This window comes from Natrinema marinum, assembly GCF_024296685.1.
Classification (GTDB): domain Archaea; phylum Halobacteriota; class Halobacteria; order Halobacteriales; family Natrialbaceae; genus Natrinema; species Natrinema marinum.
This window is the reverse complement of the sequence record NZ_CP100763.1, coordinates 1,927,064-1,948,847: the sequence shown is the minus strand read 5'-3', so window position 1 is coordinate 1,948,847 and position 21,784 is coordinate 1,927,064. Positions and strand designations below refer to the sequence as shown.

22 protein-coding genes are annotated in these 21,784 nt (G+C 68.5%); 7 read left to right on the top strand and 15 right to left on the bottom strand.

Annotated features, from left to right (window positions below):
* Window positions 1-72 precede the first annotated feature (72 nt).
* Both glpB and glpA read right to left on the bottom strand, forming a co-directional pair.
* Window positions 73-1,377, bottom strand: coding sequence for a glycerol-3-phosphate dehydrogenase subunit GlpB (gene glpB / locus NKH51_RS09645; protein ID WP_254761482.1), 1,305 nt, complete (start codon window positions 1,375-1,377; stop codon window positions 73-75).
* Entirely contained in the window at window positions 1,378-3,087 is a 1,710-nt protein-coding gene (glpA, locus tag NKH51_RS09640; RefSeq protein WP_254761481.1) for an anaerobic glycerol-3-phosphate dehydrogenase subunit GlpA, read from the bottom strand.
* Between the two features lie 256 nt (window positions 3,088-3,343).
* Between glpA and glpK the strand changes: the two genes are divergently transcribed.
* Both glpK and NKH51_RS09630 read left to right on the top strand, forming a co-directional pair.
* Complete coding sequence (gene glpK / locus NKH51_RS09635; protein ID WP_254761480.1) at window positions 3,344-4,885, top strand: glycerol kinase GlpK; 1,542 nt, start codon at window positions 3,344-3,346, stop codon at window positions 4,883-4,885.
* A gap of 3 nt (window positions 4,886-4,888) precedes the next feature.
* A complete protein-coding gene (locus NKH51_RS09630; protein WP_254761479.1) occupies window positions 4,889-5,962 on the top strand; it encodes a DUF7973 family transport facilitator in 1,074 nt (357 codons plus the stop codon).
* A gap of 126 nt (window positions 5,963-6,088) precedes the next feature.
* On the opposite strand, the gene NKH51_RS09625 is transcribed toward NKH51_RS09630, so the two are convergent.
* Entirely contained in the window at window positions 6,089-6,283 is a 195-nt protein-coding gene (locus NKH51_RS09625) for a hypothetical protein (RefSeq protein WP_254761478.1), read from the bottom strand.
* 124 nt (window positions 6,284-6,407) lie between these two features.
* Here NKH51_RS09625 and NKH51_RS09620 point away from each other — a divergent pair, with 124 nt between their 5' ends.
* Entirely contained in the window at window positions 6,408-7,091 is a 684-nt protein-coding gene (locus NKH51_RS09620) for an HAD-IIB family hydrolase (RefSeq protein WP_254761477.1), read from the top strand.
* Window positions 7,092-7,141: 50 nt separating this feature from the next.
* Here NKH51_RS09620 and NKH51_RS09615 read toward each other — a convergent pair whose 3' ends face one another.
* The 3 genes from NKH51_RS09615 to NKH51_RS09605 all read right to left on the bottom strand — a co-directional run bounded on the left by NKH51_RS09615 (window position 7,142) and on the right by NKH51_RS09605 (window position 8,797).
* Window positions 7,142-7,465, bottom strand: a complete 324-nt coding sequence (locus NKH51_RS09615; protein ID WP_254761476.1) for a hypothetical protein — start codon at window positions 7,463-7,465, stop codon at window positions 7,142-7,144.
* A gap of 187 nt (window positions 7,466-7,652) precedes the next feature.
* A complete protein-coding gene (locus NKH51_RS09610; protein WP_254761475.1) occupies window positions 7,653-8,555 on the bottom strand; it encodes a hypothetical protein in 903 nt (300 codons plus the stop codon).
* A gap of 23 nt (window positions 8,556-8,578) precedes the next feature.
* Window positions 8,579-8,797 carry a hypothetical protein gene (locus NKH51_RS09605; RefSeq protein WP_254761474.1) on the bottom strand — a complete coding sequence of 73 codons (219 nt, stop codon included), beginning with the start codon at window positions 8,795-8,797 and terminating at the stop codon, window positions 8,579-8,581.
* A 157-nt stretch (window positions 8,798-8,954) separates the two neighbouring features.
* On the opposite strand from NKH51_RS09605, the gene NKH51_RS09600 reads away from it, so the two are divergent.
* The 4 genes from NKH51_RS09600 to NKH51_RS09585 all read left to right on the top strand — a co-directional run bounded on the left by NKH51_RS09600 (window position 8,955) and on the right by NKH51_RS09585 (window position 11,743).
* Window positions 8,955-9,293: a hypothetical protein gene (locus NKH51_RS09600; protein ID WP_254761473.1), complete on the top strand. Its 339-nt coding sequence runs from the start codon at window positions 8,955-8,957 to the stop codon at window positions 9,291-9,293.
* 98 nt (window positions 9,294-9,391) lie between these two features.
* Window positions 9,392-10,411 (top strand): 4-demethylwyosine synthase TYW1, encoded by a 1,020-nt coding sequence (twy1, locus tag NKH51_RS09595; protein ID WP_254761472.1) that lies wholly within the window; start codon window positions 9,392-9,394, stop codon window positions 10,409-10,411.
* Window positions 10,412-10,498: 87 nt separating this feature from the next.
* Window positions 10,499-11,305 carry a histidine kinase gene (locus tag NKH51_RS09590; RefSeq protein ID WP_254761471.1) on the top strand — a complete coding sequence of 269 codons (807 nt, stop codon included), beginning with the start codon at window positions 10,499-10,501 and terminating at the stop codon, window positions 11,303-11,305.
* A 57-nt stretch (window positions 11,306-11,362) separates the two neighbouring features.
* Window positions 11,363-11,743, top strand: a complete 381-nt coding sequence (locus NKH51_RS09585; protein WP_254761470.1) for a PaaI family thioesterase — start codon at window positions 11,363-11,365, stop codon at window positions 11,741-11,743.
* Between the two features lie 6 nt (window positions 11,744-11,749).
* Here the strand turns inward: NKH51_RS09585 and NKH51_RS09580 are convergent, their stop codons facing one another.
* Genes NKH51_RS09580 through NKH51_RS09540 form a run of 9 tightly spaced genes read right to left on the bottom strand, consistent with a single transcriptional unit; the run spans window position 11,750 to window position 21,520 of the window.
* Window positions 11,750-13,192 (bottom strand): lipopolysaccharide biosynthesis protein, encoded by a 1,443-nt coding sequence (locus tag NKH51_RS09580; RefSeq protein ID WP_254761469.1) that lies wholly within the window; start codon window positions 13,190-13,192, stop codon window positions 11,750-11,752.
* Window positions 13,189-14,106: an alkaline phosphatase family protein gene (locus tag NKH51_RS09575; RefSeq protein WP_254761468.1), complete on the bottom strand. Its 918-nt coding sequence runs from the start codon at window positions 14,104-14,106 to the stop codon at window positions 13,189-13,191. The genes NKH51_RS09580 and NKH51_RS09575 overlap by 4 nt, the downstream gene beginning before the upstream one ends.
* Window positions 14,103-15,227: a sulfatase-like hydrolase/transferase gene (locus tag NKH51_RS09570; protein WP_254761467.1), complete on the bottom strand. Its 1,125-nt coding sequence runs from the start codon at window positions 15,225-15,227 to the stop codon at window positions 14,103-14,105. The genes NKH51_RS09575 and NKH51_RS09570 overlap by 4 nt, the downstream gene beginning before the upstream one ends.
* A gap of 2 nt (window positions 15,228-15,229) precedes the next feature.
* On the bottom strand, window positions 15,230-15,868 hold the full coding sequence (locus tag NKH51_RS09565; RefSeq protein ID WP_254761466.1) for a methyltransferase domain-containing protein: 639 nt from the start codon (window positions 15,866-15,868) through the stop codon (window positions 15,230-15,232).
* Entirely contained in the window at window positions 15,865-17,283 is a 1,419-nt protein-coding gene (locus tag NKH51_RS09560; protein ID WP_254761465.1) for a sulfatase-like hydrolase/transferase, read from the bottom strand. The genes NKH51_RS09565 and NKH51_RS09560 overlap by 4 nt, the downstream gene beginning before the upstream one ends.
* A complete protein-coding gene (locus NKH51_RS09555) occupies window positions 17,280-18,380 on the bottom strand; it encodes a glycosyltransferase family 4 protein (protein ID WP_254761464.1) in 1,101 nt (366 codons plus the stop codon). The genes NKH51_RS09560 and NKH51_RS09555 overlap by 4 nt, the downstream gene beginning before the upstream one ends.
* The gene (locus NKH51_RS09550; RefSeq protein WP_254761463.1) at window positions 18,373-19,080 is read right to left on the bottom strand and encodes a glycosyltransferase family 2 protein; all 708 of its coding nucleotides are present in this window, start codon (window positions 19,078-19,080) and stop codon (window positions 18,373-18,375) included. The genes NKH51_RS09555 and NKH51_RS09550 overlap by 8 nt, the downstream gene beginning before the upstream one ends.
* Window positions 19,077-20,360: a glycosyltransferase gene (locus NKH51_RS09545; protein WP_254761462.1), complete on the bottom strand. Its 1,284-nt coding sequence runs from the start codon at window positions 20,358-20,360 to the stop codon at window positions 19,077-19,079. Before NKH51_RS09545 ends, NKH51_RS09550 begins: the two co-directional genes overlap by 4 nt.
* On the bottom strand, window positions 20,357-21,520 hold the full coding sequence (locus NKH51_RS09540; RefSeq protein WP_254761461.1) for a glycosyltransferase: 1,164 nt from the start codon (window positions 21,518-21,520) through the stop codon (window positions 20,357-20,359). Before NKH51_RS09540 ends, NKH51_RS09545 begins: the two co-directional genes overlap by 4 nt.
* Window positions 21,521-21,784: the final 264 nt, after the last annotated feature.

Sequence of the window (21,784 nt, the reverse complement as noted above, 5' to 3'; positions counted from 1 at the left end):
TGGATCGGTCGCTGTCGGTCGAGCTAGTCGTTCGTCGGCGTTCGAGGTCGCCGTTGGCGCCCGCGAGAGCGCTCACTGACATTCCTCCGCGGCGCGTCGGCCCGCGACGTAACCGGTCGCGAGCGAGACGCCGCCCCCGGACTTCTCGGCCGCGAAGTCGTACCCGCCGAGTACTGCACCCGCCGCGTGGAGGTTCGCAAATTCCGGAGCGTCGTCCGCGTCGAGCGGTCGGAGAGCGCGGTCGACGGGAACCCCGAACCGCGCGTAGGGCTGATCGCCGAAGACATCGTCGACGAACCAGTCGTAGCGGTCCGCGGGGTGGGGAACGTGACAGTCGAAGATCGGCTCGTGGACCCGCTCGCGGTCGGATTGTACGCCCTTCCCGACCAGCCCGCCCGTCGCGAGGACGTACTGTTCGGCGCGGTGGGGAATCGCGCTCCCGTTGCGGTCGACGATCACGCGCTCGATCCGCTCGGGACCGGCGGCTCCCGTCTCGGCAGCGTCGGTCTCGTAGTCGACCACCGGCACGCCCGTCGTCACGCGGACCCCCGCGTCCGCGACCGCGTCGTAGAGCAGGTCCTCGAGGCGCATTCCGGGCAGGCTCGGCGGTCCCATCGGCACCTCGAAGACGTCGACGCCGAGCCGGTCCGCGAGGTCGCGACGCACGTCGGCGGCCCGTTCGTCGCCGAGGATCGCCGGGAAACCGACGCGGGGCTCGTCCCCGAGGTGGGGACGGACGGTCTCGGCCAGCGCGGCGCGCGCGCCGGTCTCGCCCGCCGCGGTCTCCACGACTTCGTCGCGGTCGAGGAGGTGGGCGTACCGAGTGATTTTCGCGTCGTCCCGGCCGATCCCGGGGAACCGGACTGTGACGCCCCGGGCGTCGAAGGGGACGCCCGCCGCCTCGAGGTGGGCGGCTGCCAGCGGGGCGTCGAAGTCCGGCAACGTCTCGAAACCGACGAGCAGCGCGTCGCCGTCGGCGCTCGCGAGGCCGGGCGCGGTCGCGGTCGGATACCGCGCGGTCGGCTTGACGGTGCCGCCGTGGGTCGGGACGAGCGCGTTCGCGTCCGTGTGCGCCCCGTCGTATGCGTCGCCCGCGACGGCGTCGAACAGCTCGAGGGCCTCGCGGACCGCCTCGAGGCCGACGCGCTCGTAGGGGTGGCCGTCGGGGAGGTCCGGGATGGCCGAAAACGGGTCGGCGAGCGGGCCCTCGCCGGTCGGCGCGTACCCCAGCACGTCGATCAGCCCGCTGGCGTGGCGGAGCGTGCTCTGTCTGTGCGAGATGAGCCGGACCCGAACGTCTCCTCGGGCCGCGGCCAGCGCGGCGGTCGCGCCGGCGAGTCCGCCGCCGACGACGAGCACGTCGTCCTCGATGGCCATTCAGCGGTCCCCCCTCGAGCCGCTGACCTGGTTCGTTGCCATCCCGCCGTCGTCGAACGCCGCGAACTCGACCTCGCCCGACTCGCTCGCGGGGTCGCGGTCGCGGTTCATCGTCGTCGCGTGGAGGGCGTAGGTGAGCATGGCTTGCGAGAGCTGTTCGCCCCACAGCGCGTGGCGCTGTCCCTTCCAGCGTTCCTGAAAGAGCTCGTCGAGCGCTTCGCGGACCGTCTCTTCGTCGTGTGCGGGGTGGAGCTCGTTGGCCATCGGCTGACAGCAGAAGCCGCCCTGACAGTTCCCCATCGAGGCGCGCGTTCGGATCCTGACCGCGTTCAGGTCCGCGCCCGACTGCGAGATCGCGTCTCGAACTTCGGCCCGCGTGACGCCCTCGCAGGCACAGAGCACCGGGTTCGCCGCGTCGGTCGCGAGCACCTCGCGCGCCCGGCTTCCCAGCCGCTGTCTGCTCCGGCGCGCGATCGGCGAACGGAGGCCGAAGTCGTCCATCCCCGCCTCGAGCGTCTCGATCTGCTCGCTGCCGGGCAGGGGTTCGTCGGCCGTCACGCAGGAGGCGGTCACCCCGAGTTTCTCGCAGACGTGGTCTGCGATCTCCTCGGCCATCGCCCGGTAGGTGGTGAACTTGCCGCCGACGATGCTCGCCATCCCGTCGACGCCGTCGCGGTCGGCGTGATCGAGCAGGAAGAAATCGCGCGTGATGTCGGTCGGGTCCGCGGTGCCGGTTCCCGGCGGTTCGTACAGCGGGCGCACGCCCCAGAACGAGCGGATCGTGCGCGCCTCGGTGAGGATCGGCACGAGTTCGGAGAGCGTATCGATCATCTGATCGACCTCCCACTGCTCCTCGGGGTAGTCGTCCGGATCGGACACTTCTTCGTCAGTCGTGCCCAAAATCGCGGTCGTCTCGTGAGGGACGACGATGTCGGCGTCGCCTTTCGGCCGACAGCGGTTGATCACGGTGTCGACCTGCCGGACGTTCATGATCGTCATCACGCCCTTCGAAGGCCGGACCTCGACCTCGAGGTCGGCCATCGCGCCGATCTGGCCCGCCCACGCGCCGGTCGCGTTGACGACGTACTCGGCGGTGATCTCCTCGGTCGTGCCGGCCGCGGCGTCGGTGCGCTTGCCGGGGCCCGAGCCGTGGCGGATCTCGACCCCGTAGATGTCGTCGCCGTCGCGCAGGAGGTCCACCACCTCGGCGTGGGTCTCGACGCGCGCGCCGTGGGCCTCGGCGTCGATCGCGTTCGCGACGCAGAGCCGGAACGGGTCGACCGCCCCGTCGGGGACTTCGATCGCCCGTTCGATATCGTCGGCGAGGTAGGGCTCGACCTCGCGGGCTTCCCGGCCCGAGAGGACGCGGGCCGGAATGCCGCAGTCGCGACAGCCCTCGAGTTTCTCCCGAAAGTAGTCGTCCGAGTCCTCGGGGCACTGGACGAACAGGCCACCGGTCTCCTCGACGCAGTGGCCCGCAATCTCCCGGAGGATCCGGTTTTCCTCGATGCACTCGCGCGCGCTGGGCCGGTCGGAGACCGCGTACCGGCCGCCGCTGTGGAGCAGGCCGTGCATCCGCCCGGTCGTGCCGTCCGTGAGGTTCCCTCGTTCGACGAGCGTGACGGAGAGCCCGCGCAGCGCCAGGTCGCGGGCGATGCCACAGCCGGTCGAGCCGCCGCCGAGAACGAGGACCCCGGTGTCCGTTGCCATTCGTCACCGGATCTACGGGAACTCGCCCCTTCATTTTATCGGCACTCCGTCAGCGGTAGTAACTCATTACTTACCGTCTCGATCCGAGAGGGAGATGAGACGCCAGCACCCGTATTCGGAGGCTAATGGACCGGTTTCCGTTCGGCTCTCGCTACTGTGTGTGCTACGGTGGCTAACATTTATAATGATCGTCAGTATTGTTTACCGATATCGTGCGACCGCCAGTAAACAAGTCGCATGGGCGAGGTGACTACCAGTGACAGCAACCACATACGTCGGCGCGGTAGACCAGGGAACGACCGGTACCCGCTTCATCGTGTTCGATCACGAGGGGCAGGTCGTCGCGAACGCCTACGAGAAACACGAACAGATCTATCCCGAACCCGGCTGGGTCGAGCACGACCCGATGGAGATCTGGGAGAACACCAAAGACGTCATCAGAGAGGCACTGGGGCAGGCGGGCATCGCGCCCGACCAACTCGAGGCCATCGGCGTGACCAACCAGCGAGAGACGACGCTGCTATGGGACGCCGACACCGGCAAGCCGGTTCACAACGCCATCGTCTGGCAGGACCGTCGAACGACCGACCGCGTCGAGCAACTCGAGGAGGACGAGCTGATCGAGCCCATCCGCGAGAAGACCGGCCTCGAGGCCGACGCCTACTTCTCGGCGACGAAAGCCGAGTGGCTGCTCGACAACGCCGATCCGATCAAACTCGAGCGCTCGCGCCCGCAGGACATCCGCGACCGCGCGGAGAGCGGCGAGATCCGCTTCGGGACGATCGACTCGTGGCTGATCTACAACCTCACGGGCGAGCACCTCACCGAGATCACGAACGCTTCGCGGACGATGCTGTACAACATCCACGACCTCGAGTGGGACGACGACCTGCTGGCGGAGTTTTCGATCCCCGAGGCGATGCTGCCGGAGGTGCGACCCTCGAGCGACGACGAGACGTACGGTTCGACCGATCCCGACGGCTTTCTCGAGGCCGAGGTTCCGGTCGCGGGCGCGTTAGGCGACCAGCAGGCGGCGCTGTTCGGCCAGACCTGTTTCGACCCCGGCGACGCGAAGAACACCTACGGCACCGGTTCTTTCTTCCTGATGAACACCGGGGAGGAAGCCGTCGCGTCCGATCACGGCCTGTTGACGACGATCGGCTTCCAGCGCTCGGGCGAGCCGGTCCAGTACGCCCTCGAGGGGTCGATCTTCGTCACTGGCGCGGCCATCGAGTGGCTCGAGGACATGACGCTGATCGAGGACCCCGCCGAGACGGCGGAACTCGCCCGCAGCGTCGACACGACCGACGGCGTCTACGTCGTCCCCGCCTTCACCGGGCTGGGCGCGCCCCACTGGGATCAGCGCGCCCGCGGGACCATCGTCGGGATGACGCGGGGCACCCGCAAGGAACACGTCGTCCGCGCGACCCTCGAGTCGATCGCCTACCAGACCCGCGACGTGGCGGAAGCGATGGAGGGTGACTCCGGGATCGAGATGACATCACTGAAAGTCGACGGCGGCGCGGTCAAGAACAACTTCCTCTGTCAGCTCCAGTCGGACATCATCGGCTCGGAGATCGTCCGCCCGGTCGTCGACGAGACGACCGCGCTGGGCTCGGCCTACGCGGCTGGGCTCGCCGTCGGCTACTGGGACGATCCCGAGGAGTTGCGGAGCAACTGGCAGGTCGACGCGGAGTTCGACCCCGAGATGGACCCCGACGAGGCCGACCAACGGTACGACCGCTGGTCGGACGCCGTCGAGCGATCGCGCGACTGGGCGCGGGACGCGGAGGACTAACCCATGCTGGCGCCGTTGTTTCAGGTTCCCGTCATCGGGATGGAACTCGAGGCGTTCGCCGTCCTGCTGATCGCCGCCCTCGCCGGCGGCGCCTTCGGGGCGGCGCTGGGCGCACTGCCCGCGTTCGTCTTCACGGGGTTCGTCGTCTTCCTCGGCGAGGGGCTGGCCGTCCTCGAGGGCGAACTCGGCGGGCTCGAAGCCGTCGGTGCCGGTAACATCGCCACCGGGATCACCGGCACGATCGGGTTCGGCCCGGTGACCGGCCCCCACATCGCCTTCGCCGGTGGCGTCGCAGCGACGGCCTACGCCGGGCGGCGATACCCCGAGATGAAACCCGACGACTGGGACTACCACTTCGGGAAGGACATTCTGTACGCGTTCGGGACCAAACCCGACATCCTCGCGGTCGGGGCGATCTTCGGCGCGCTCGGGATGCTCATCACGCAGGTGATGACCGGCCTCGGCTTCCCGACGGACAACATCGCGCTCTCGGTCGTCGCGACGGCCTTCATCGCGCGACTCGTCTTCGGCTACCCGCTCGTCGGCAGGGTCGGCGGCTCGAGCATCCTCGACATGTCGCCGTTCGAGCGCGAGGAGAAACGCGTCGCGGCCGACGGCGGGACCGAGACCGACCGACTGGCGACGGAACCGTGGCTGCCCCACCAGTACGAGTGGTCCGGCGTCACCGCCATCGGCATCATCGGCGGGATCCTCGGCGGCTTCATCTGGCTCGAGACGGGGAGCATCTTCATGGGTTATGCCATCTCGGCGATGAGCCTGCTCTTTCTCAATCTCGGCGTCGAGAAGATCCCGGTCACCCACCACATCACCCTGCTGGGCGCCGTGGGCGCGGTCATCGCGATGCCCGCCGTCGGCAGCGAGCCGGTCGTCCTGCTCGTCGCCGGCGCGTTCGGCGCGATTAGCGGTCTCCTCGGCGAGGTGGGCCAGCGCGTGTTCTACTCGCACTCGGGGACGCACGTCGATCCGCCGGCGATGGCGATCGCGGCGTTCATGTTCGTCCTCGGACTCCTCTATCTGGCCGGACTCCTCCCCAACGCGGGGTATCTCGCACTCTGACGGGAGTCGAACGCTACCCGCGGCTCGGTGCCCCCACCCGTCGTGATTTCGGTCTCCGGCACCGGGGAACCGCAGCGATCGCGACGGTCGTCTCCCTGCGTGGTTCGTCTCGTCCTCTCGCCCCGATCACATTCGAGTCGCTTCTTTCGCCTCTTCGGCGTGTTCGAGCGCGTACTCTAGTTGTCGGCGGTGAACCGCTTCCAGTTCGTCCGCGTCCGCGTCGTCAAGTTTCGTCGTCACGACCACGCCGGGGAGACTCGTCTTCAGTTGTGACCCGCCCGTCTCGAGCAGTTCCGCTACGTCGAAGTCATCCATTGACATCGGTGGGAATAGGGGCGCTCGAGACATCTACGTTTGCCCTTCGACGATGGGATTCGGTGGTCGCTCAGTGGGGCTCGAGCGACCGAACCGACTCCTTTAGGCCGCCCGGCCCTCGAGTGATGCTATGGCAGCCGATCCGCCGCTCGTCCTCGACGTCGACGGCACCCTGACCCGTCCCGAGGGCTGGGGCATCGATCCGCGCGTCTTCGACCCGCTGCGCGAGTGGGACGCGCCCGTCGTGATCGCCACGGGGAAGGCCTTCCCCTATCCCGTCGCGCTCTGTCACTTCGTCGGCATCCCCGAACTCGTCGTCGCGGAAAACGGCGGCGTCGTCTACACCGGCGACGACGTGTTCTTCACCGCCGACCGCGAGGCCGCCCAGGCCGTCGTCGAGGAGTACCGCGCCGCCGGCTACGACCTCGGCTGGGGCGAGGAAGACACCGTCAACCGCTGGCGCGAGACCGAGATCGCCGTCAATCTGGAGCAGCCGCTCGAGCCGCTGCGCGAGATCGCCGCCGATCACGGCCTCGAGGTGATCGACACCGGGTACGCCTACCACGTCAAAGACGCCACGCCGAACAAGGGCGACGGCGTCGAGCGGATCGCCGAGCACGTCGGGGTCGACCTCGCGGACTGCGTCGCCGTCGGGGACTCGGTCAACGACGCGCCGACGTTCGCGGTCGTCGGCCGGAGCTTCGCCGTCGGCAACGCCGACGAGGCCGCGACGGCGGCGGCTGACGAGGTCCTCGAGGAGCGCCACGCCGACGGGATGCTGGCGGTCGTAGAGCGGGTCCGCGGCTCGCTGTAGCGGGCGCGACCGGCCGGTGGTCGCCGTCTCGCTCAGTCGACGGACGGCGACTACCGGTTCACGCACCGAACTCGATACGGGAGCTCCTCGTCGTGCTCGGCGAGCAACTCGAGCAACGGCTTGATGTCGTCGAACCGGGAGCCGGTCGTGATCCAGTTATCGTCTCGGTGCCACTCGATCAGGTCGCCCTCGGCCAGCATCGGGAGGTGGCAATGGTGTAGCTCGGCTACCTGCGCGTCGCGGTTCGCGCCGTCGACTGCGATGTCGTCGGGGAGCAGCGCCTCCGTTTTCCGGTCGCGCTCGCGCTCGAGCAGGCTGATCAACAGTTCGCGCCGGTAGTCGTTCGCGACGATGGTGAGGAGATCGTTGAGCATTGATCCCCCGTACCGTACTCGCGGTGTTGACTCTATACCCTTGCGACGCAAGCGTTCTAATCGTTACTTTTGAAAATGGATGTTCGAAATATAGGCGCTCAATTAATAGCTGTGTTACCCGAACCATCACACGGTCTCGCCGGCTGGCGATCCGCCGCGGCGGGCCATCACGGCTGATCGACCATCGTTACGCGCTGTCCTCGAGTACGTCGTCGAGCCACTGCTCGGGGACGATCTGAATCTGGCCGTTCGCTTCAAGCGAGTCGGCGGTGACGAACGTGATTTGGGTACCGGAGGCGACGGCAGTCCCCCCGCCTGCCACGGCGTCCCAGTGGTTCAACACTGTATCGGGGACTGTCAGCATCCGGTCGTCGTCGATTTCGCTGCTCGCGACGTAGCGGATCCCCTCGTGGTCTCGAAGCGGATCGAAGCGCTCCGAGACGACGACGGCGTCGTCCTCCTCGCGAATCCCCCAGAACGCCTCGGCGCCGAGCGAGAGGACGTTCCGGTTGAACGCCTCCTGTGGGACGGGAATCTCGCTGCTGCGTTCGTCGAACGCCGCCGCGCCCAACCGTTCGTACGTCTCGGATTCGGGAACTTCAACCGCTGTGTCGGATTCGCTCCCCGTCGCCGACTCCGCCGCGTCTGACTCCGACCCCGAGGCTGCGTCTTCAAGATCGACCGAGGAATCGGCGACCCGCTGAGCGTCGGCACCATCGGCGTGTTCCGCCTCACTCGTCGCGCCGCCCTCGAGGTTGCCGATGTCCGGCCCGGTGCTGACGACATCCGTCTGGTCGACGGCAGCGCCGGTGGCGCGCTCGTCGGGCGATCGCCGCAACTCGAGTGCGATCGCGACGAGCACGCCGCCGAGCGCGAACCGACCGACCGCGCGCTCGCTGTCGCCGCGCCAAAGCGCGCGGACGCCGCCGAGCAGACTCACACTGCCCCCGATGCCCGCAATGGCGCTCAGTCTTCCGCCGTCTCGAGCGGCCCGGAGCGCTCGCGAGACGCGTCCGCCGGTCGCCTCGCGGTGCTCGCCGTCGCCGCCGAACTCCGCCCCCATTTCGGTGCGCGTATCTGTATCACTCATTGTTGGATGATCGGTATCGCGGCTCAGCGCTCGTCGCTCGAGTCGCCGTTCGATCCCTCGGTCGTCGCGTCGGTCTTCGACTCGGTGCCGGTGGCGTCGGGCGTCGTCGACCGCTCGAGCGCGCGCCGGACGACGAGATACCCGGTCAGCGCCGCGCCGCCGGAGGCAACCGCACCCGGAGTCCCATCCCGTTCGTCGCCGACGGTCGCCGTTTTCTTGCCGATCGTGTCGGATCCGATCATATGGAAGGTAGGATCGGAACGGGCAAGAGAGCGCGGCTTTCGTAGGGAAGGGTCGGGAAAGGTCGCCGCGGTATCCCGGTTCGGTTCTCGAGCACCGTGGGCCACCCGCCGAAACGGCTCTCAGAACCCTTTTCCCGTCGTTCGCGTAACCTCGGATATGGTCACGCTGCAGGCCGTCGCCGTCGCGGTCCTCGGGTTCGTCGTCGCGCTGGGCTGTGCGGGTGCCGTCTATCGGGACGCGACGGCCCTCGAGGTCCCGCGCCCGCGCTTTTGGGCGGGCTTCGTCTTCCTGGCGGTCGGCAGCGGGCTGGCCCTCTATCTCGCGCCGCCCGACGTGCCGATCCCCGGATTGCTCGTGATCGTGCTCGCGGGGCCCGCGCTGTACCTGTTCGAACGCGACGACGCACAACACGGCGACGAGCCCGCGGATCCGCACGCGCTGCCGAACGCGCCCGAATCGGGTGAGTCGGCGCGCGACCACCGCAGCGACGAGTAGCCGGCCGACGAGCTTCGCATGCGGTCTCGAGCCCGTCGGCCGCCCCGTCGGCCGAGACACCACACGGCTTTTGCCCGCGCCCGCCCAACGCCGGCAACATGAGCGACTCCGCGAACTCCGGGGGCGACGGTGCGAACGCCGACGGCGGCGACGGCGGGCCCGCACAGGTCTCGAGCCCGAACTACCACAGCGAGAACCACACGGCCGCCCAGACCTGCGGCTGGACGGCCAACGCACTGCGCGGTGAGGGCAAGTGTTACAAGAACATCTTCTACGGGATCGAGTCCCACCGCTGCATCCAGATGACGCCCGTCGTCCGGTGTAACGAGCGCTGTGTCTTCTGTTGGCGTGACCACAACGGCCACGCCTACGAGATGGACGACGTGGAGTGGGACGACCCCGAGGCCGTCGTCGACGCCTCGATCGACCTCCAGAAGAAGCTCCTCTCGGGCTTCGGCGGCAACGACGAGGTCCCCCGCGAGGTGTTCGAGCAGTCGATGGAACCCCGCCACGTCGCCATCTCGCTGGACGGCGAGCCGACGCTCTATCCCTACCTCCCCGAACTCATCGAGGCCTTTCACGATCGGGACATCACCACCTTCCTCGTCTCGAACGGTACTCGCCCCGAGGTGCTGCGGGAGTGCGATCCCACGCAACTCTACGTCAGCGTCGACGCCCCCGAGCGCCACACCTTCGACCAAGTGGTCGGCGCGATGGAAGACGACGCCTGGGCGAAGCTCCTCGAGACGATGGCCGTCCTCGCGGACAAAGACGAGACTCGAACCGTGCTCCGGACGACGCTCGTCGACGGCGAGAACATGCACCACCCCGACTGGTACGCCGGCTTCTACCAGCAGGCCGACCCCGACTTCATCGAACTGAAGGCGTACATGCACGTCGGCCACTCGCGGGGCCGACTCGACCGCTCGGCGATGCCCGACCACGAGGCTGTCGTCGACTTCGCGGAATCGGTCGCCGACCACATGCCCGAATTCACCGAGGTCAAAGGCGTGCCGGCCTCCCGCGTCGCCTTGCTCGCGAAGACGGGCGACACGTGGGTCCCGAAGCTGAAGAAAGACAGCGAATTCTGGGAACGCGACCCCGTCACCGGCGACTGACGCTGCGAGTCGGTCTCGTCCGCACGGGGGCTCGAGAAACCGTCGGCGGCGGGAACGTTTATTAGCCGAATTGGCCAATATGTGCCAGTGACCCTTCGATCGTTCATCGACGATGTCGGTCCCCCACAGCGGACGATCGCGGTCGTCAGCGAGGACGCGACGGGATCGGGGCCGCTCGAGGAGATGCTGGCCGAGACGTTCGCGGACCAGCCGATCGCCGTCGAGGCAGGCGCGACGCTGGACGACGCCGACGCGTCGCCCGCCGTCGCCGACGCGCTCGCGGCCGACGGCGACACGGCCCTCTTGCTCGAAGACGGCGAGCCGGTCGCGGCTTCGCCGATGCTGGAGCTGTACGACTCGCTGCTGGCGATCAACTCCGACCTGTTCGTCACCGGGGCCCGCGGCGTCGGCGAGATCGAGTTCCCCGCCGTGCTGGCGGGCCTCGAGGGGACGAAGCTCCGACTGCGCGGCTATCCGCTCGCGCACAAGGAGAAACTGCTGTTGATCCTCGTCTCTCGATACATCGAACAGCGCGCCTGGGCGGCGGGTAGCGGCACGCTCCACAGCGCATTCCAACGGTTGTCGCGCATCGACGACGAAGTGGGAACGTACGAGACCTACGACGCGCTCGCCGAGACCGCTGTCGACGTCAACGTCTACGGCGCCGGGGGCAGTGCACCGGTCGACCTCGAGGTGACCGAACACACCGGGACCGATAGAGCGTATCGGGACGGCTGGTTCGTCGTCTTCGCGCCCGACGACCGCGCGCCGGCCGACGCCGAGGGCTGTGCGCTCGTCTGTCTCGAGACCGAGCCGCGCATCTGGGAGGGCTTCTGGACGACCGACTCCGAGCGCGTCGCGCGGATCGAATCCTACGTGGCGCGCGAGCTGTAAAGACGCGACGGCCGCCCACGCGCGGTTTCAAGTGGGTACGACTCGAGGGTCGAACGGATGACGGCCGAGAGACCACAGATGTTCTCCGATCTGATCGACCTGGAATTCGTCGATGTCGACCCGGGATACAGCCGCGGCGTGATCGAAACGAGCGACGAACTGCAGAACCCGAACGGGGTGCTACACGGGGGCGTCCTGTACACGATGGCGGACACCGGGATGGGCGCGGCGCTCGCGGCGATGCTCGAGGAGGGCGAGCAGTGTGCGACGATCGAGATCAAGATCAACTACCTGGAACCGGTCCGGGCCGGCCGCGTGACCTGCGAGACGAACGTCCTGCGCAAGGGCGGCTCCGTCGCGTATCTCGAGTCGGACATCGCCCACGACGGAGAGACGGTCGCTCGCGCGACCGGGACGTTCTCGGTGTTTTCCCCCTGACCGAGCTCAGAGTTCGAGCCGGGAGCTCCGGACGACGCCCTCGATGGTCACCCGGAGCTTGCGGCTGATGATCGCCAGCGTGGCGCCGTAGACGGCCGCGCCGACGGCGACGACGGCGAGCAGGTGATACCAGCGGTCGATGACGACGGCGTCGGCGGTGGGGACGACGACGACGAACATGAGGACGCTCGCGGCGACCTGCTCAGCCAGCGTCCGCGGGAGCAGTTCGGTCTCGGGGACGTGCCGTTTGACGACGAACGCGACGAGGACGTAGCGGAGCGTCTCCGCGACGATCGTCGCGACGACGACGCCGATCGCGCCGACGGAAAGCGTCAGCGCGATCCCGAGGACGATGTTGAGCCCGAGCGTCACCGCCGAAATTCGGGTATTGAGATCCGGTCGGTCGATGCCGTCGACGACCTGCGAGAGGGTCCCGCTCTGAGTCCGGACGAGCTGGTACAGGGCGAGGCCGACCAGCAGCCCCGCCGCGTCGGCGTACTCGGCCCCGTAGAAGGTGACCACCAGCCGCTCGGAGAGCGCGAGCGCACCGAAGAACATCGGGACCGCGACGATGCTGACGAACGCCAGCGTGTTCGAGACGTCCTCGCTCAGGCCCTCGCCTTTGCTGTGGCGATGACTGACGCGGGCCATCAGGCCGCTCGAGGCGGCCATCATGACGAACGTCGCCGGAACGGTGAGCTTGAACGCGACCTCGTAGTTGCCGGCGGCGGCGGGGGCGAGCAGCCAGCCGAGCAAGAGTACGTCGAACCGGTCGTATGCGGTACCAAGCAGCGAGTTGACGCTGCTGTACTTGGCGTACGACCAGAGGTGCTCGAGGGTATCCCGCGACGGCATCGCGGGTCCGACCGGTACGAAATACCAGAGGACGGGCAGCGAGAGGAAGGTCGCGGCGGCGAGCCCGTAGGCCATCCCGGCGGCACCGAGCCCGAGGAGGATCAGGCCCAGTTGGAGCGGAAAGGTGAGCAGCGAGCGCAGGGTGTCGGTCCAGGTCGACGCGCCGACGAGGCCCCGCGCCTGCACGACGCGGTCGATCGGCTCGTAGAGGGCGACCGCGGCCATCAACACGAGAAAGAGGATCGGCGCGTCGGGCAGGCCCGTATAGGACGCGAGCCACGGCGCGGCGAGGGCCACCGCGACGGCGCTGAGAGCAACCCAGCCCGCCGTGAACAGCAACTGACTGCCGAGCAACTCTTCCTTGGCTGCCCCCGCTTCGGAGTAGCGTTTCTTGACCGCGGTTCCCCAGCCGATCACCGCGCGGTCGGCGATCTTGACCAGCGCGAACAGCAGGTAGAAGCCGCCGAACGCCGTCGGCCCGAGGAGACGCGCGAAGACGATCGTCCCGACGAAGCCGACGGCCGCCATCGTAAACTTCGCGGCGGTGGCCTTGACGGTCTCGCCGCCGAGGCTCACGCTCGAGGCGTCGGTCATTCCAGATAGCCGAGTTCGCGCAGTCGGTCGGTCGGCATCTCGATGTCTTCGTCCACGTCCTCGCCCGTAGAAGTGGCGGTCGCGGCCCGCGATTCGACCCACTCCCGGACGCTGTAGACGGATCCCGGTCGGCTGTCGGCAGTGGTACTCGCGTAGGCCCGCCAGGAGTGGCTCGCGGGGTCCTCGCCGGCGTCGGGCGGGTAAAACGCCGTCCGCATGCCGTGATCGGAGAGCAGGAGGAGTTCGTCGTCGGGGCCGAGCGCGTCGACCACCTCGTCGACGAAGCCGCCGATCCGCTCGTAGGCGCGCCGGAGCGCGGCCTCGTCGTCGGCGTAGGCGTGGCCCGCCGCGTCGAGCGCGTGGACGTGGACGCCGGCGACCGAGACGGGGTGGTTCAGCATCTCGCGGGCCCAGCCGAACTGTTCGGCCGACTGGCCGAACAGGTCGCGCTCGAACTCGGTGCGGCCCATCCCCTCGGAGACGGCGTTCATCAGGTCCCAGGCGTACTGGAGCGGCCGGCCGTCGTGGACGCCGGGCCAGTTGTGGACGACCGCGTCGTCGGCGTCGAACAGCGACTCGCGGTCGGTCTCGCCGATGCGTTCGCGCTCCCCCGTTCGGGTGCGGACGAACTTGCCGAGCGTCCCGCGGGTGCCCTCCGAGAGGCGACCCGTAAACCGGGAGGCGAACTCGAGGGCGGGATTGTCCCACTCGCTCGTCCCGGCGGCGGAGATTCCGTGTTTCTCGGGGCCGAGCCCGGTCGCGACGGTCGCCCACACCTCCGGCGTGTACGGCACGGGCTTGGTGTGGGCGTAGGTCTCGAGCGAGCCCGACGACTCGAGGCGGAAAGCGTCGATACCGAAGTGGTCGATCAGTCCCTCGTCGAGCGCGTCCAGCGCGAGGACGAGCACCGTCATACGTATCCCAGATCTTCCAGATCTTCCTGCAGCGCTTCCTCCTTGACGACGTACTCGGGGTCGAACCGCTCGAGGGCGCGCTCGAGGTCGGGATCGCTCGCCGACTCGCCGGTCTCGAGCGAGATCGTCCCCTCGCTCGTCGCCAGCAGGTCCGCGTTCATCGCGGCCTTCCGGTCGCCGTAGGCCGCGAAGGCCCGCTCGCGATCGAGTCGACCGACGCCGTGTTCGCGCCCGGTCAGCACCGAGGGTACGTCGATCAGTGAGACGACCTCGCCGAGGTCGGGGGCGTTTCGGGTGCCGAAGGGGACGCGGAGCAGTTCCGGGCGCAACTCGCCGGGATGGCCCCACAGGTCGTCCTCGCCGAGCAACTCGCCGTGGTCGGCACAGAAGACGACGCGCGTGTCGTCGGGGATCGATTCCCAGAGCGCCCCCAGCGCCGCGTCGAGCTCGCTGATCTCCTGTCGGTAGAGTTCGCGAACGAGTTCTTCCTCGGCGTCGCTGCCGCGGCCCGCGAGCACCGTTCGCGTGATTCGCTGGGCCTCGTCGCGGCTCACCGGCGCGTCGTCGGGGTCGTAGGGGTGGTGGGGCTCCATGAAGTGGAGCCAACCGAACCACGAGTCGCGGCCGTCTACCTCCCGGCGGAACGCGTCGATCACGTCGTCGGCCCGGCGGAACGACTTCTCGACCTCGCCGACGAACCCCTGAAGCTGCTGGTAGCGGTTCCACCCCCACGTCGCGACGCGGTGAGGGAGTGTCCCGCGCTGGAGCAAGACCGCGCCCTTGTCCTTCAGTGACTCGCCGCCGCCTTTCGGTGACGCGAAGGAGTCGAAGCCGGCATCGTAGCCGTACTCCGCGGAGAGCAGGTGGTTCGTCGTGATGCCCGCGCTGTAGGCCTCGAACTCGTGGGCGACGCTTCGCTCGCGCTCGAGGCCCCCGCCGGCGGCGTACTCGCCGCCGACGATGGCGGGGAAGCTGCCCAGCGTCGCGGTGCTGGTCGCGAACGCCCGGTCGTGGGTGGCCTCGAGAAAGCCCGTCGTCCGGGGCATGTGCCTGACGTGGTCGTGGCGCAGCGAGTCGACTGTGACGAGCACCGTTCGGTCGTGGATCGTGTCGTGTGCCATCGTTACACCTTGCGTAGCGTGAAGTGGATCGAGCCGCTGACCGACGGCCGGTAGACGACGCCGTCGGTCCAATCGAGCAGTCGGTGCGCCGTTTGCAGCGCCACCGAGCGGACCCCGCTCAGCGGTGCGCCCTCGAGGACCCAGACGGCCACCTCGCGGTCGACGAGTTCGAACGCGAACGCGCGGTCGTCGTAGTACCACGAGAAGTTGCCGTCGGCGAAGTACTCCGGCGTGCCGTAGGTCCAGCTCGAGCGGTGCGTCGGGTCCTGATCGTACAGCCGCGAGGCCGCGTGGGGGACCCACGCCTCGAGGCGACCGCCCGCCCGGAGGACGCGGTAACACTCCTCGAAGACGTCGCCGAGGCGTTCGGGGGCGATATGCTCGAGCACCTGGTCCATCTCGACGACGTCGAACGTCTCGGCGGCAAACGGCAGCGCCGTCGCGGTCCCCTGGACGTCGGGCCCGACCGACGAGAGCAGGTCGAGCGTCACGTCGCCGTCGCCCTGCTCGCCCGCGCCGACGTTCAGGACGGTGCCGCCAGTCGTCCGTGCCTCGATCTCCGATCGCGCGCCGGCGCTCGAGTCGGCGGCAGTCGGTGAGCCGGCGTCCGTTGCCGCGGGTCGGTTCGTTCCCTCGCTCATCGATATCCCAGCTCCTCGAGTCGCCGTTCGACGGTCGCGTCGACGTCCTGGTCGGCGTCCGCTTCGCTCTCCTGTGCGCGCTCTTTGTACTCGCTGATCTCGACGTCGAAGAAGTCGCGGGCCCACGACGGGACCGTCACGTCCTCGCCGACCTGTCGCTGCCAGCAGGGTCGGTCGTGGTCGATCTCGTACTCCCGGCTGCCGCCCAGCGAGTCCCAGACGTACTTCGTCTCGCCGTCGTAGACGCAGCGAAGCATCCGATCCCAGTAGCGGTGTTCGTCGGGGTCTCGGGGCGCGCCGCCGACGCCGATCCCGATCAGTTCGGCCGGGACGCGCTCCCGGAAGACGTCCGGCGTCTCTTCGTTCGCGAGCCCGACGATGAGCTCGCCCAGCTCGAGGTGACTGACATACTCGGTCTCGGCCGCCTCGTACCCCTCCGGCGGGTTGATCAGATAGCAAGGGACGTGCAACAGCGACTCCGTGAGGCTGCTGGTGTGGCCGAACAGCTCCTCGTCCTCGGGGAAGGCGAGGTTCTCGCCGTGGTCCGCGGTGACGATGAACGTTGTCTCGCGGTCCGTCTTCCGCTGGACCTCGCGGACGAACGAGGCGACCTTCCGGTCGAGGTAGTCGATCGCCGCGCTGTAGAGGTCGCGGTGATAGCGGAGGTCCCGTTCGTGCTCGGCGGAGACGCCCCCGGTGTTGATCTCCCAGTCGTCGAACGCGAAGGAGGTCCAGTCGTTGGGCGCGTCGTGGAACTCCCTGTCGTAGCCAAGCACGTGATGGACCGGCCCGTGGGCGTCCATGAAGTTCGTAAAGAGGAAGACCGGCTCCGCGGTCGAGTCGACCATCGACAGCCCCTCGCTCGAGACGATCGACGCGCCGTCGTCGAGCAGCTTCGGCAGCGGCGCGCGCCGGAAGAGGTCGTTGGCCTTGAAGAGGACGCCGTTGCCCAGGCTCTCGAGCGTGTGATCGTGGCGGACGGCCTCGCGGAGGAACTCGACGTACCGCCGGGCGCCCTCCGCGTCCCGGTCCTGAATGAACTTCTCCATGTCCATCCCGGCGGGGAACCGGCGGTGAGGGGCGATATCGGAGTAGCGGTCGAAGACGGTGTCGAAGCCGAACGTCGAACTCGCGTAGACGTTCGCGCTGGCTCCCAGCGCGGCGTGATCGGGGATATCCCCGAGGAAGGTGTCCGACCGCGAGAGGCCGGTGAAGTCCCGGTTGTGGGTGTGGATACCGTGTCGATGCGGCAGTTCGCCGGTCAGCATGCTGGCGTGACTCGGCGTGCTCCACGCGCTCGCGGCCCGGCACTGCTCGAAGGAGACGCTCGCCATGTCCCGCAACCGAGGCGCGTACTCGTCGAAGTAGTCCTTGCGGACCGTGTCGAGACAGAGCAGGACGACGTTTCGCGTCACGCCACCACCTCCGTGAGCGCGCGCCGAAATGCCGCGGCCTGCCGCTCCTCGGTCAGGGGCTCGACCCGCGCTCTGAGCGCTGCCCCACGCTCTCGGCGCTCGGCGGGCGACAGCGACTGTGCGTACTCGATACCCCACCTGATGTCGCGCGCGGTCGGCGCGCGAACCAGCAGCGGATCGACGTCCTCGACGATCTCCCGCGTCCCCGTCCCCGTCGAGACGACGGTCGGGAGGCCCGCGAGCATCGCCTCGAGGCTGGCGACCGGGAACGCGTCGCCGGAACTGGGCTGGACGTAGACGTCCGCCGTGGCGAACTCGCTGGCGAAGGCCTCGAGCTCGAGGTAGCCAATCGCCTCGACGCCGGGGAGGTCGCTGTAGGCGAACTCGTCGTGGCCGGAGCCGAGCAACCGCAGCTCCCAGTCGGATCGAGAGGCGACGACGCGCGCGAGCAGATCGACGTTCTTCTTCGCGACGGCGGCCCGGTCGCTCACCGTGCCCGCGTGGAGGATGCGCGTCGGTTCGGCGCTACGTTCCGTCCCGGCACCGTCCGTCCGCGGCGACGCCGTCGCGGCGTCGGCCTCCTCGGAGCCCGAACCGACCGACTCCAGTCCCCGGCCGATCGGCTCGAGCGCGTCGTACTTCGCGTCGGCGATCGGCGGGTGGACGATCTCGAACGGCACGTCGAGGTAGTCTCGGGCCCACGAGCGCGCGAGGTCGCCGACCGCGATGGCCCCGGACACGACGTGGCTCATGACTGGTCCGAGCGCGTGCCGCCAGAGGTGACGGGTCCGCTGGTCGCGGATCTTCAGGAAGGTCTCGTCGGCGATCAGCGGCACGACGCGGGCGTCCCACCGGTTCAGCAGCTTGTAGAACAGCAGGGTGTAGATCGGCGTCGTTCCCTCCCCGATCACGACGTCGTAGGACTCGAGGTCGACGGCCGTTCGCAGCCGCGCGAGCATCGAGTCGAGGTTCGCCTCGGGGCCGCCGATCTCCGCGCCCGTCTCGAAGTGGCGGTAGTCGGCGCCGACGGCGTCGCCGAAGACGCGGTGGGCGTGGTGGGGCTGGTGGAACTGGTGGAGCATCAATACGTCAGCCACGGCCGCTCACCCCCGACCCGTAGCGGACGGCGTCGACGGCGTCCCAGACGCCCTTGCGCCAGAGCCAGTCGTTGACCCGTTCCGGCAGCGTATCGGGGACGATCACGTCCTCGTACTTCTCGGGGTAGCGCTGTTTGAGCAGGGCCTCGTTCGCCTGAACGATCGACGAGCGCGGCCGCTCGGGGTGGACCATGCGAACGCGCTCGTCGTAGACAGCGGTCCCGTGCTCCTCGAGGCGCCAGCCGAACTCGGTGTCCTCGCGCCAGTACTCGAAGCGCTCGTCGAAGCCGCCAGCCGCGAGGGCCGTCTCGCGGTCGACCGCGAGGTTACAGGTGGGGTACTTGCGCCGCCCCTCGTAGGTCATCCCGCCCTCGACGGGCCCCTCGAGGACCACCAGATCCGCGTGCTCGTCGAAGGCCCGCTCGATCGCCTCGACCCAGCCGGCGGGCGGCCGGCAGTCGTCGTCGGTGAAGGCGACGATATCGGCGTCGGCATGCTCGAGGCCCAGATTTCTGGCCTCGCAGACGCCCAGTTCGGGATCGTTCACGACGAGCACGTCGTAGGCGTCGGCGCACTGGCGCGCGAGGCACGCGACGACCGCCTCGTGATCGTTGTCGGGGACCGTCGGAACGATCACGGTGACGGCTGGATCGGGGTGCTCGATCGGCCGCAGGAGGGAGCTGGCCGCCGTCGCCGTCACTGGTCCGGCACCCCCTCGAGATCGGTTTCGGCGTCAGCATCGTCGTTGGCGGTCAGTTCTTCGACGGTCTGGGGCCGCGGTTCGTCTCGTTCTTGTCGGCCGCCGCCCGATTGCGAGTCGGCCGCTCGCTCGGGTGCCGGGACGCGGTCGGGCTCGAGGTCCGGCGCGTCGATGTCGGCGGCCGCCGTCTCCGCGACGACCGCGCGCAGGCTCTCCGCGAAGCGGTCGTACTCGTAGCGTCTGGCGGCCTGCCGGATCTCGACGGGATCGAAGTCGTCCGGGTCGAACCGCCGGACCGCGTTCCGGATCGAGTCGACGGTGGGTTCGAAGAGCAGCCCCGTCCGGCCGCCCTGGACCTGATACCGGGTGAACCCCTCGTCGACCCCGAGCAAGGGTTTGCCGGCCATCATGGTCTCCGCACCGACGAGGCCGAAGTCCTCCTGTTTGGGCGCGTAGACGACCGCGGTGGCCCGCGCGACGAGCGACTCGATGTCCTCGACGTAGCCCCGGACCTCGATGTTGTCGTAGTTCGCGGCGAACGCCTCGAGTTGCTCGCGCTGTTTCCCGTCGCCGGCGATCACGAGTCGCTCGTCCAGTCCCGCGAAGGCCTTCGCGATCAGGTCGATGCGCTTCTCGGGGGCGAGTCTGGACCAGGTGACGAAGTAGCCGTCGTCGCCCTCGGTGCGCCAGTCGCCAGTCACCGGCGGGTAGACGACCGTCGCGTCGCGGTCGTAGAACCGCCGGATCCGGTCGCGGACCAGTTCGCTGTTCGCGACGAACTGGTCGACGTAGTCGTTGGCCTCTTTATCCAGTGCGCGCCAGCCCTTCGCGTAGGCCTTGACGGCGGCCTCGACGAACGGTTTGCGGAACCCGGAGAGCCGATCTCGATACAGGTCGTAGAGCCACCGCGGCGGGCTGTGGGGGTAGTGGACGATCCGCTGCCCGACTTCGGGGACGTAGTACTTCGATAGCGGAGCGCTCTCCAAGACCACGTCGTAGTGGGCGAGATCCGGATGCGCGTCGGTCATGTCCAGCGCCACGTTGAGCGTCTCGAGCGGGTTCATCCCCTCGTTCTTCCACTCGAGGAAGGGCCGCCACGGCAGCGAGGTGTACTTGTCCTGCTTGAACGGGAAGACGTGCACGTCGTCGGGGATCTCGGTCCCTTCGGCGACGTAGGTAGTGTAGATCGGCGCATCGAGGACCCGAGCGGCCTCGATGGCGAACTCCTCGCCGCCGCCGATGCCGGGGAAGCGATCGTGGAGGATCGCGACGTCGGTCACTGTAACACCTCCCGGAGTTCGCGGTCGGGCGACCAGGTGCCGTCGTGGGTCTCCTCGTCGCCGTCGGCGCGGGCGCGGAGCAGCGAGACGCTCGCGCGGAACAACGAGATCTGGGTATCGAACAGCGAGTAGAGCGGCTGGAGCGGCCCGAGCCTGTCACGCGAGCCCAGCGCCGTAAACGCGAGGACGGCGGCCGGCGTCGCCAGCCCGAACGGCCCCAGCGCGGCCAGCGAGCCGAGCGTGGCCAGTGCGACGCCGGTCGCGACGAGCCACGGCGAGACGATCATGAACCACCAGTTGAACGGCAGGACGACGCGGCCGTAGGCCCCGTGACGACCGAGCGCGTCGCGCTGTCGCCACAGCAAGCGCAGCAATCCCATCGCGCGCCGGTCTTTCTGCTCGCGGCGCTTGCCGAACGCGGAGTGGGCGGCCTCCTTGTAGTGGATGTCGGGATCGAAGATCACGCGCCCGCCGTTGCGTCGTATCTTGAGCGCCAGCTCGGTGTCGTCGGCGATCGAGTCTTCGTCGATCGGGACGATCGCGTCGCGCTCGAACGCCGAGAACGGGCCGTGGAAGATCAGCGTCGAGTCGATGTGGGACTCGAGGATCTGGATCATCGTCTGGAGGTCCCGGTAGCCCCGCTCGACCTCGCTGTCGCCGATGACCTCCGCGTTGCGGCCGGTTACCCCCGCGACGCTCGGATCGGCCAGGTTCGCGACCGCCTTCCGGACGGCGTCGGGTGCGAGCCGCGAGTCGCAGTCGGTCTTGACGACGACCTCGTTGTCCGCGGCGGCGTAGGCCTCGTTCAGCGCGACCGCGAGCCCTCGCCGCTCGTTCTCGCGGATGAGCGTCAGCTCCGGGTCCGATCGGCCCGCGAAGAAGGTCTCGACCAGGTCGGCCGTTCCGTCGTCGCTCGAGTCGACGACGACGAGCTCGACCTTCTCCATTGGGTAGTCGAGTTCAACCAGCTCCTCGAGTTTCGATTCCACGATCGCGCTCTCGTTGTACGTCGGGAGGACGATGCTCACCGACGGCTCCTCCGGCCACGTGTCGGCGGGCGTACCGGACGGCCGTCTGAGGTAGTACACTCCGAGATAGATCAAGTACGGGAGGCCCGTCAGTGCAACTAACCCGAACAGGGCCTCGAGGAGACGCTTCATGCAAGTGCCTGAACGCTCAACGGACCGTATGTTAGTCCGACGGCTTGCATTGTCCGAGCGTTATCGTCACCCCCGTAGGTGCCGTCGTAGTACGCCCCGACAGGGATGGTTGAACAGCAGCCACACCGGCTGCCTATGCGGTGGCGCGTGCGGTGCGGCGACGAGCCGTCGGCGAGTCGCCGCTCGAATGCACGCGAGGGATGAGCGAGTGAGCGAAGCGACCGAGCGAATCGGTTGGGGAGGGTGTGGAAACCCCCGTGCCCA

What these genes read in the sequence shown, in the direction of transcription:
- glpB (WP_254761482.1), bottom strand. Translation starts at nt 1,377, where the DNA reads ATGGCCATCGAGGACGACGTGCTCGTCGTCGGCGGCGGACTCGCCGGC.
- glpA (WP_254761481.1), bottom strand. Translation starts at nt 3,087, where the DNA reads ATGGCAACGGACACCGGGGTCCTCGTTCTCGGCGGCGGCTCGACCGGC.
- NKH51_RS09630 (WP_254761479.1), top strand. Translation starts at nt 4,889, where the DNA reads ATGCTGGCGCCGTTGTTTCAGGTTCCCGTCATCGGGATGGAACTCGAG.
- NKH51_RS09625 (WP_254761478.1), bottom strand. Translation starts at nt 6,283, where the DNA reads ATGTCAATGGATGACTTCGACGTAGCGGAACTGCTCGAGACGGGCGGG.
- NKH51_RS09620 (WP_254761477.1), top strand. Translation starts at nt 6,408, where the DNA reads ATGGCAGCCGATCCGCCGCTCGTCCTCGACGTCGACGGCACCCTGACC.
- NKH51_RS09615 (WP_254761476.1), bottom strand. Translation starts at nt 7,465, where the DNA reads ATGCTCAACGATCTCCTCACCATCGTCGCGAACGACTACCGGCGCGAA.
- NKH51_RS09610 (WP_254761475.1), bottom strand. Translation starts at nt 8,555, where the DNA reads ATGAGTGATACAGATACGCGCACCGAAATGGGGGCGGAGTTCGGCGGC.
- NKH51_RS09605 (WP_254761474.1), bottom strand. Translation starts at nt 8,797, where the DNA reads ATGATCGGATCCGACACGATCGGCAAGAAAACGGCGACCGTCGGCGAC.
- NKH51_RS09600 (WP_254761473.1), top strand. Translation starts at nt 8,955, where the DNA reads ATGGTCACGCTGCAGGCCGTCGCCGTCGCGGTCCTCGGGTTCGTCGTC.
- twy1 (WP_254761472.1), top strand. Translation starts at nt 9,392, where the DNA reads ATGAGCGACTCCGCGAACTCCGGGGGCGACGGTGCGAACGCCGACGGC.
- NKH51_RS09585 (WP_254761470.1), top strand. Translation starts at nt 11,363, where the DNA reads ATGACGGCCGAGAGACCACAGATGTTCTCCGATCTGATCGACCTGGAA.
- NKH51_RS09580 (WP_254761469.1), bottom strand. Translation starts at nt 13,192, where the DNA reads ATGACCGACGCCTCGAGCGTGAGCCTCGGCGGCGAGACCGTCAAGGCC.
- NKH51_RS09575 (WP_254761468.1), bottom strand. Translation starts at nt 14,106, where the DNA reads ATGACGGTGCTCGTCCTCGCGCTGGACGCGCTCGACGAGGGACTGATC.
- NKH51_RS09570 (WP_254761467.1), bottom strand. Translation starts at nt 15,227, where the DNA reads ATGGCACACGACACGATCCACGACCGAACGGTGCTCGTCACAGTCGAC.
- NKH51_RS09565 (WP_254761466.1), bottom strand. Translation starts at nt 15,868, where the DNA reads ATGAGCGAGGGAACGAACCGACCCGCGGCAACGGACGCCGGCTCACCG.
- NKH51_RS09540 (WP_254761461.1), bottom strand. Translation starts at nt 21,520, where the DNA reads ATGAAGCGTCTCCTCGAGGCCCTGTTCGGGTTAGTTGCACTGACGGGC.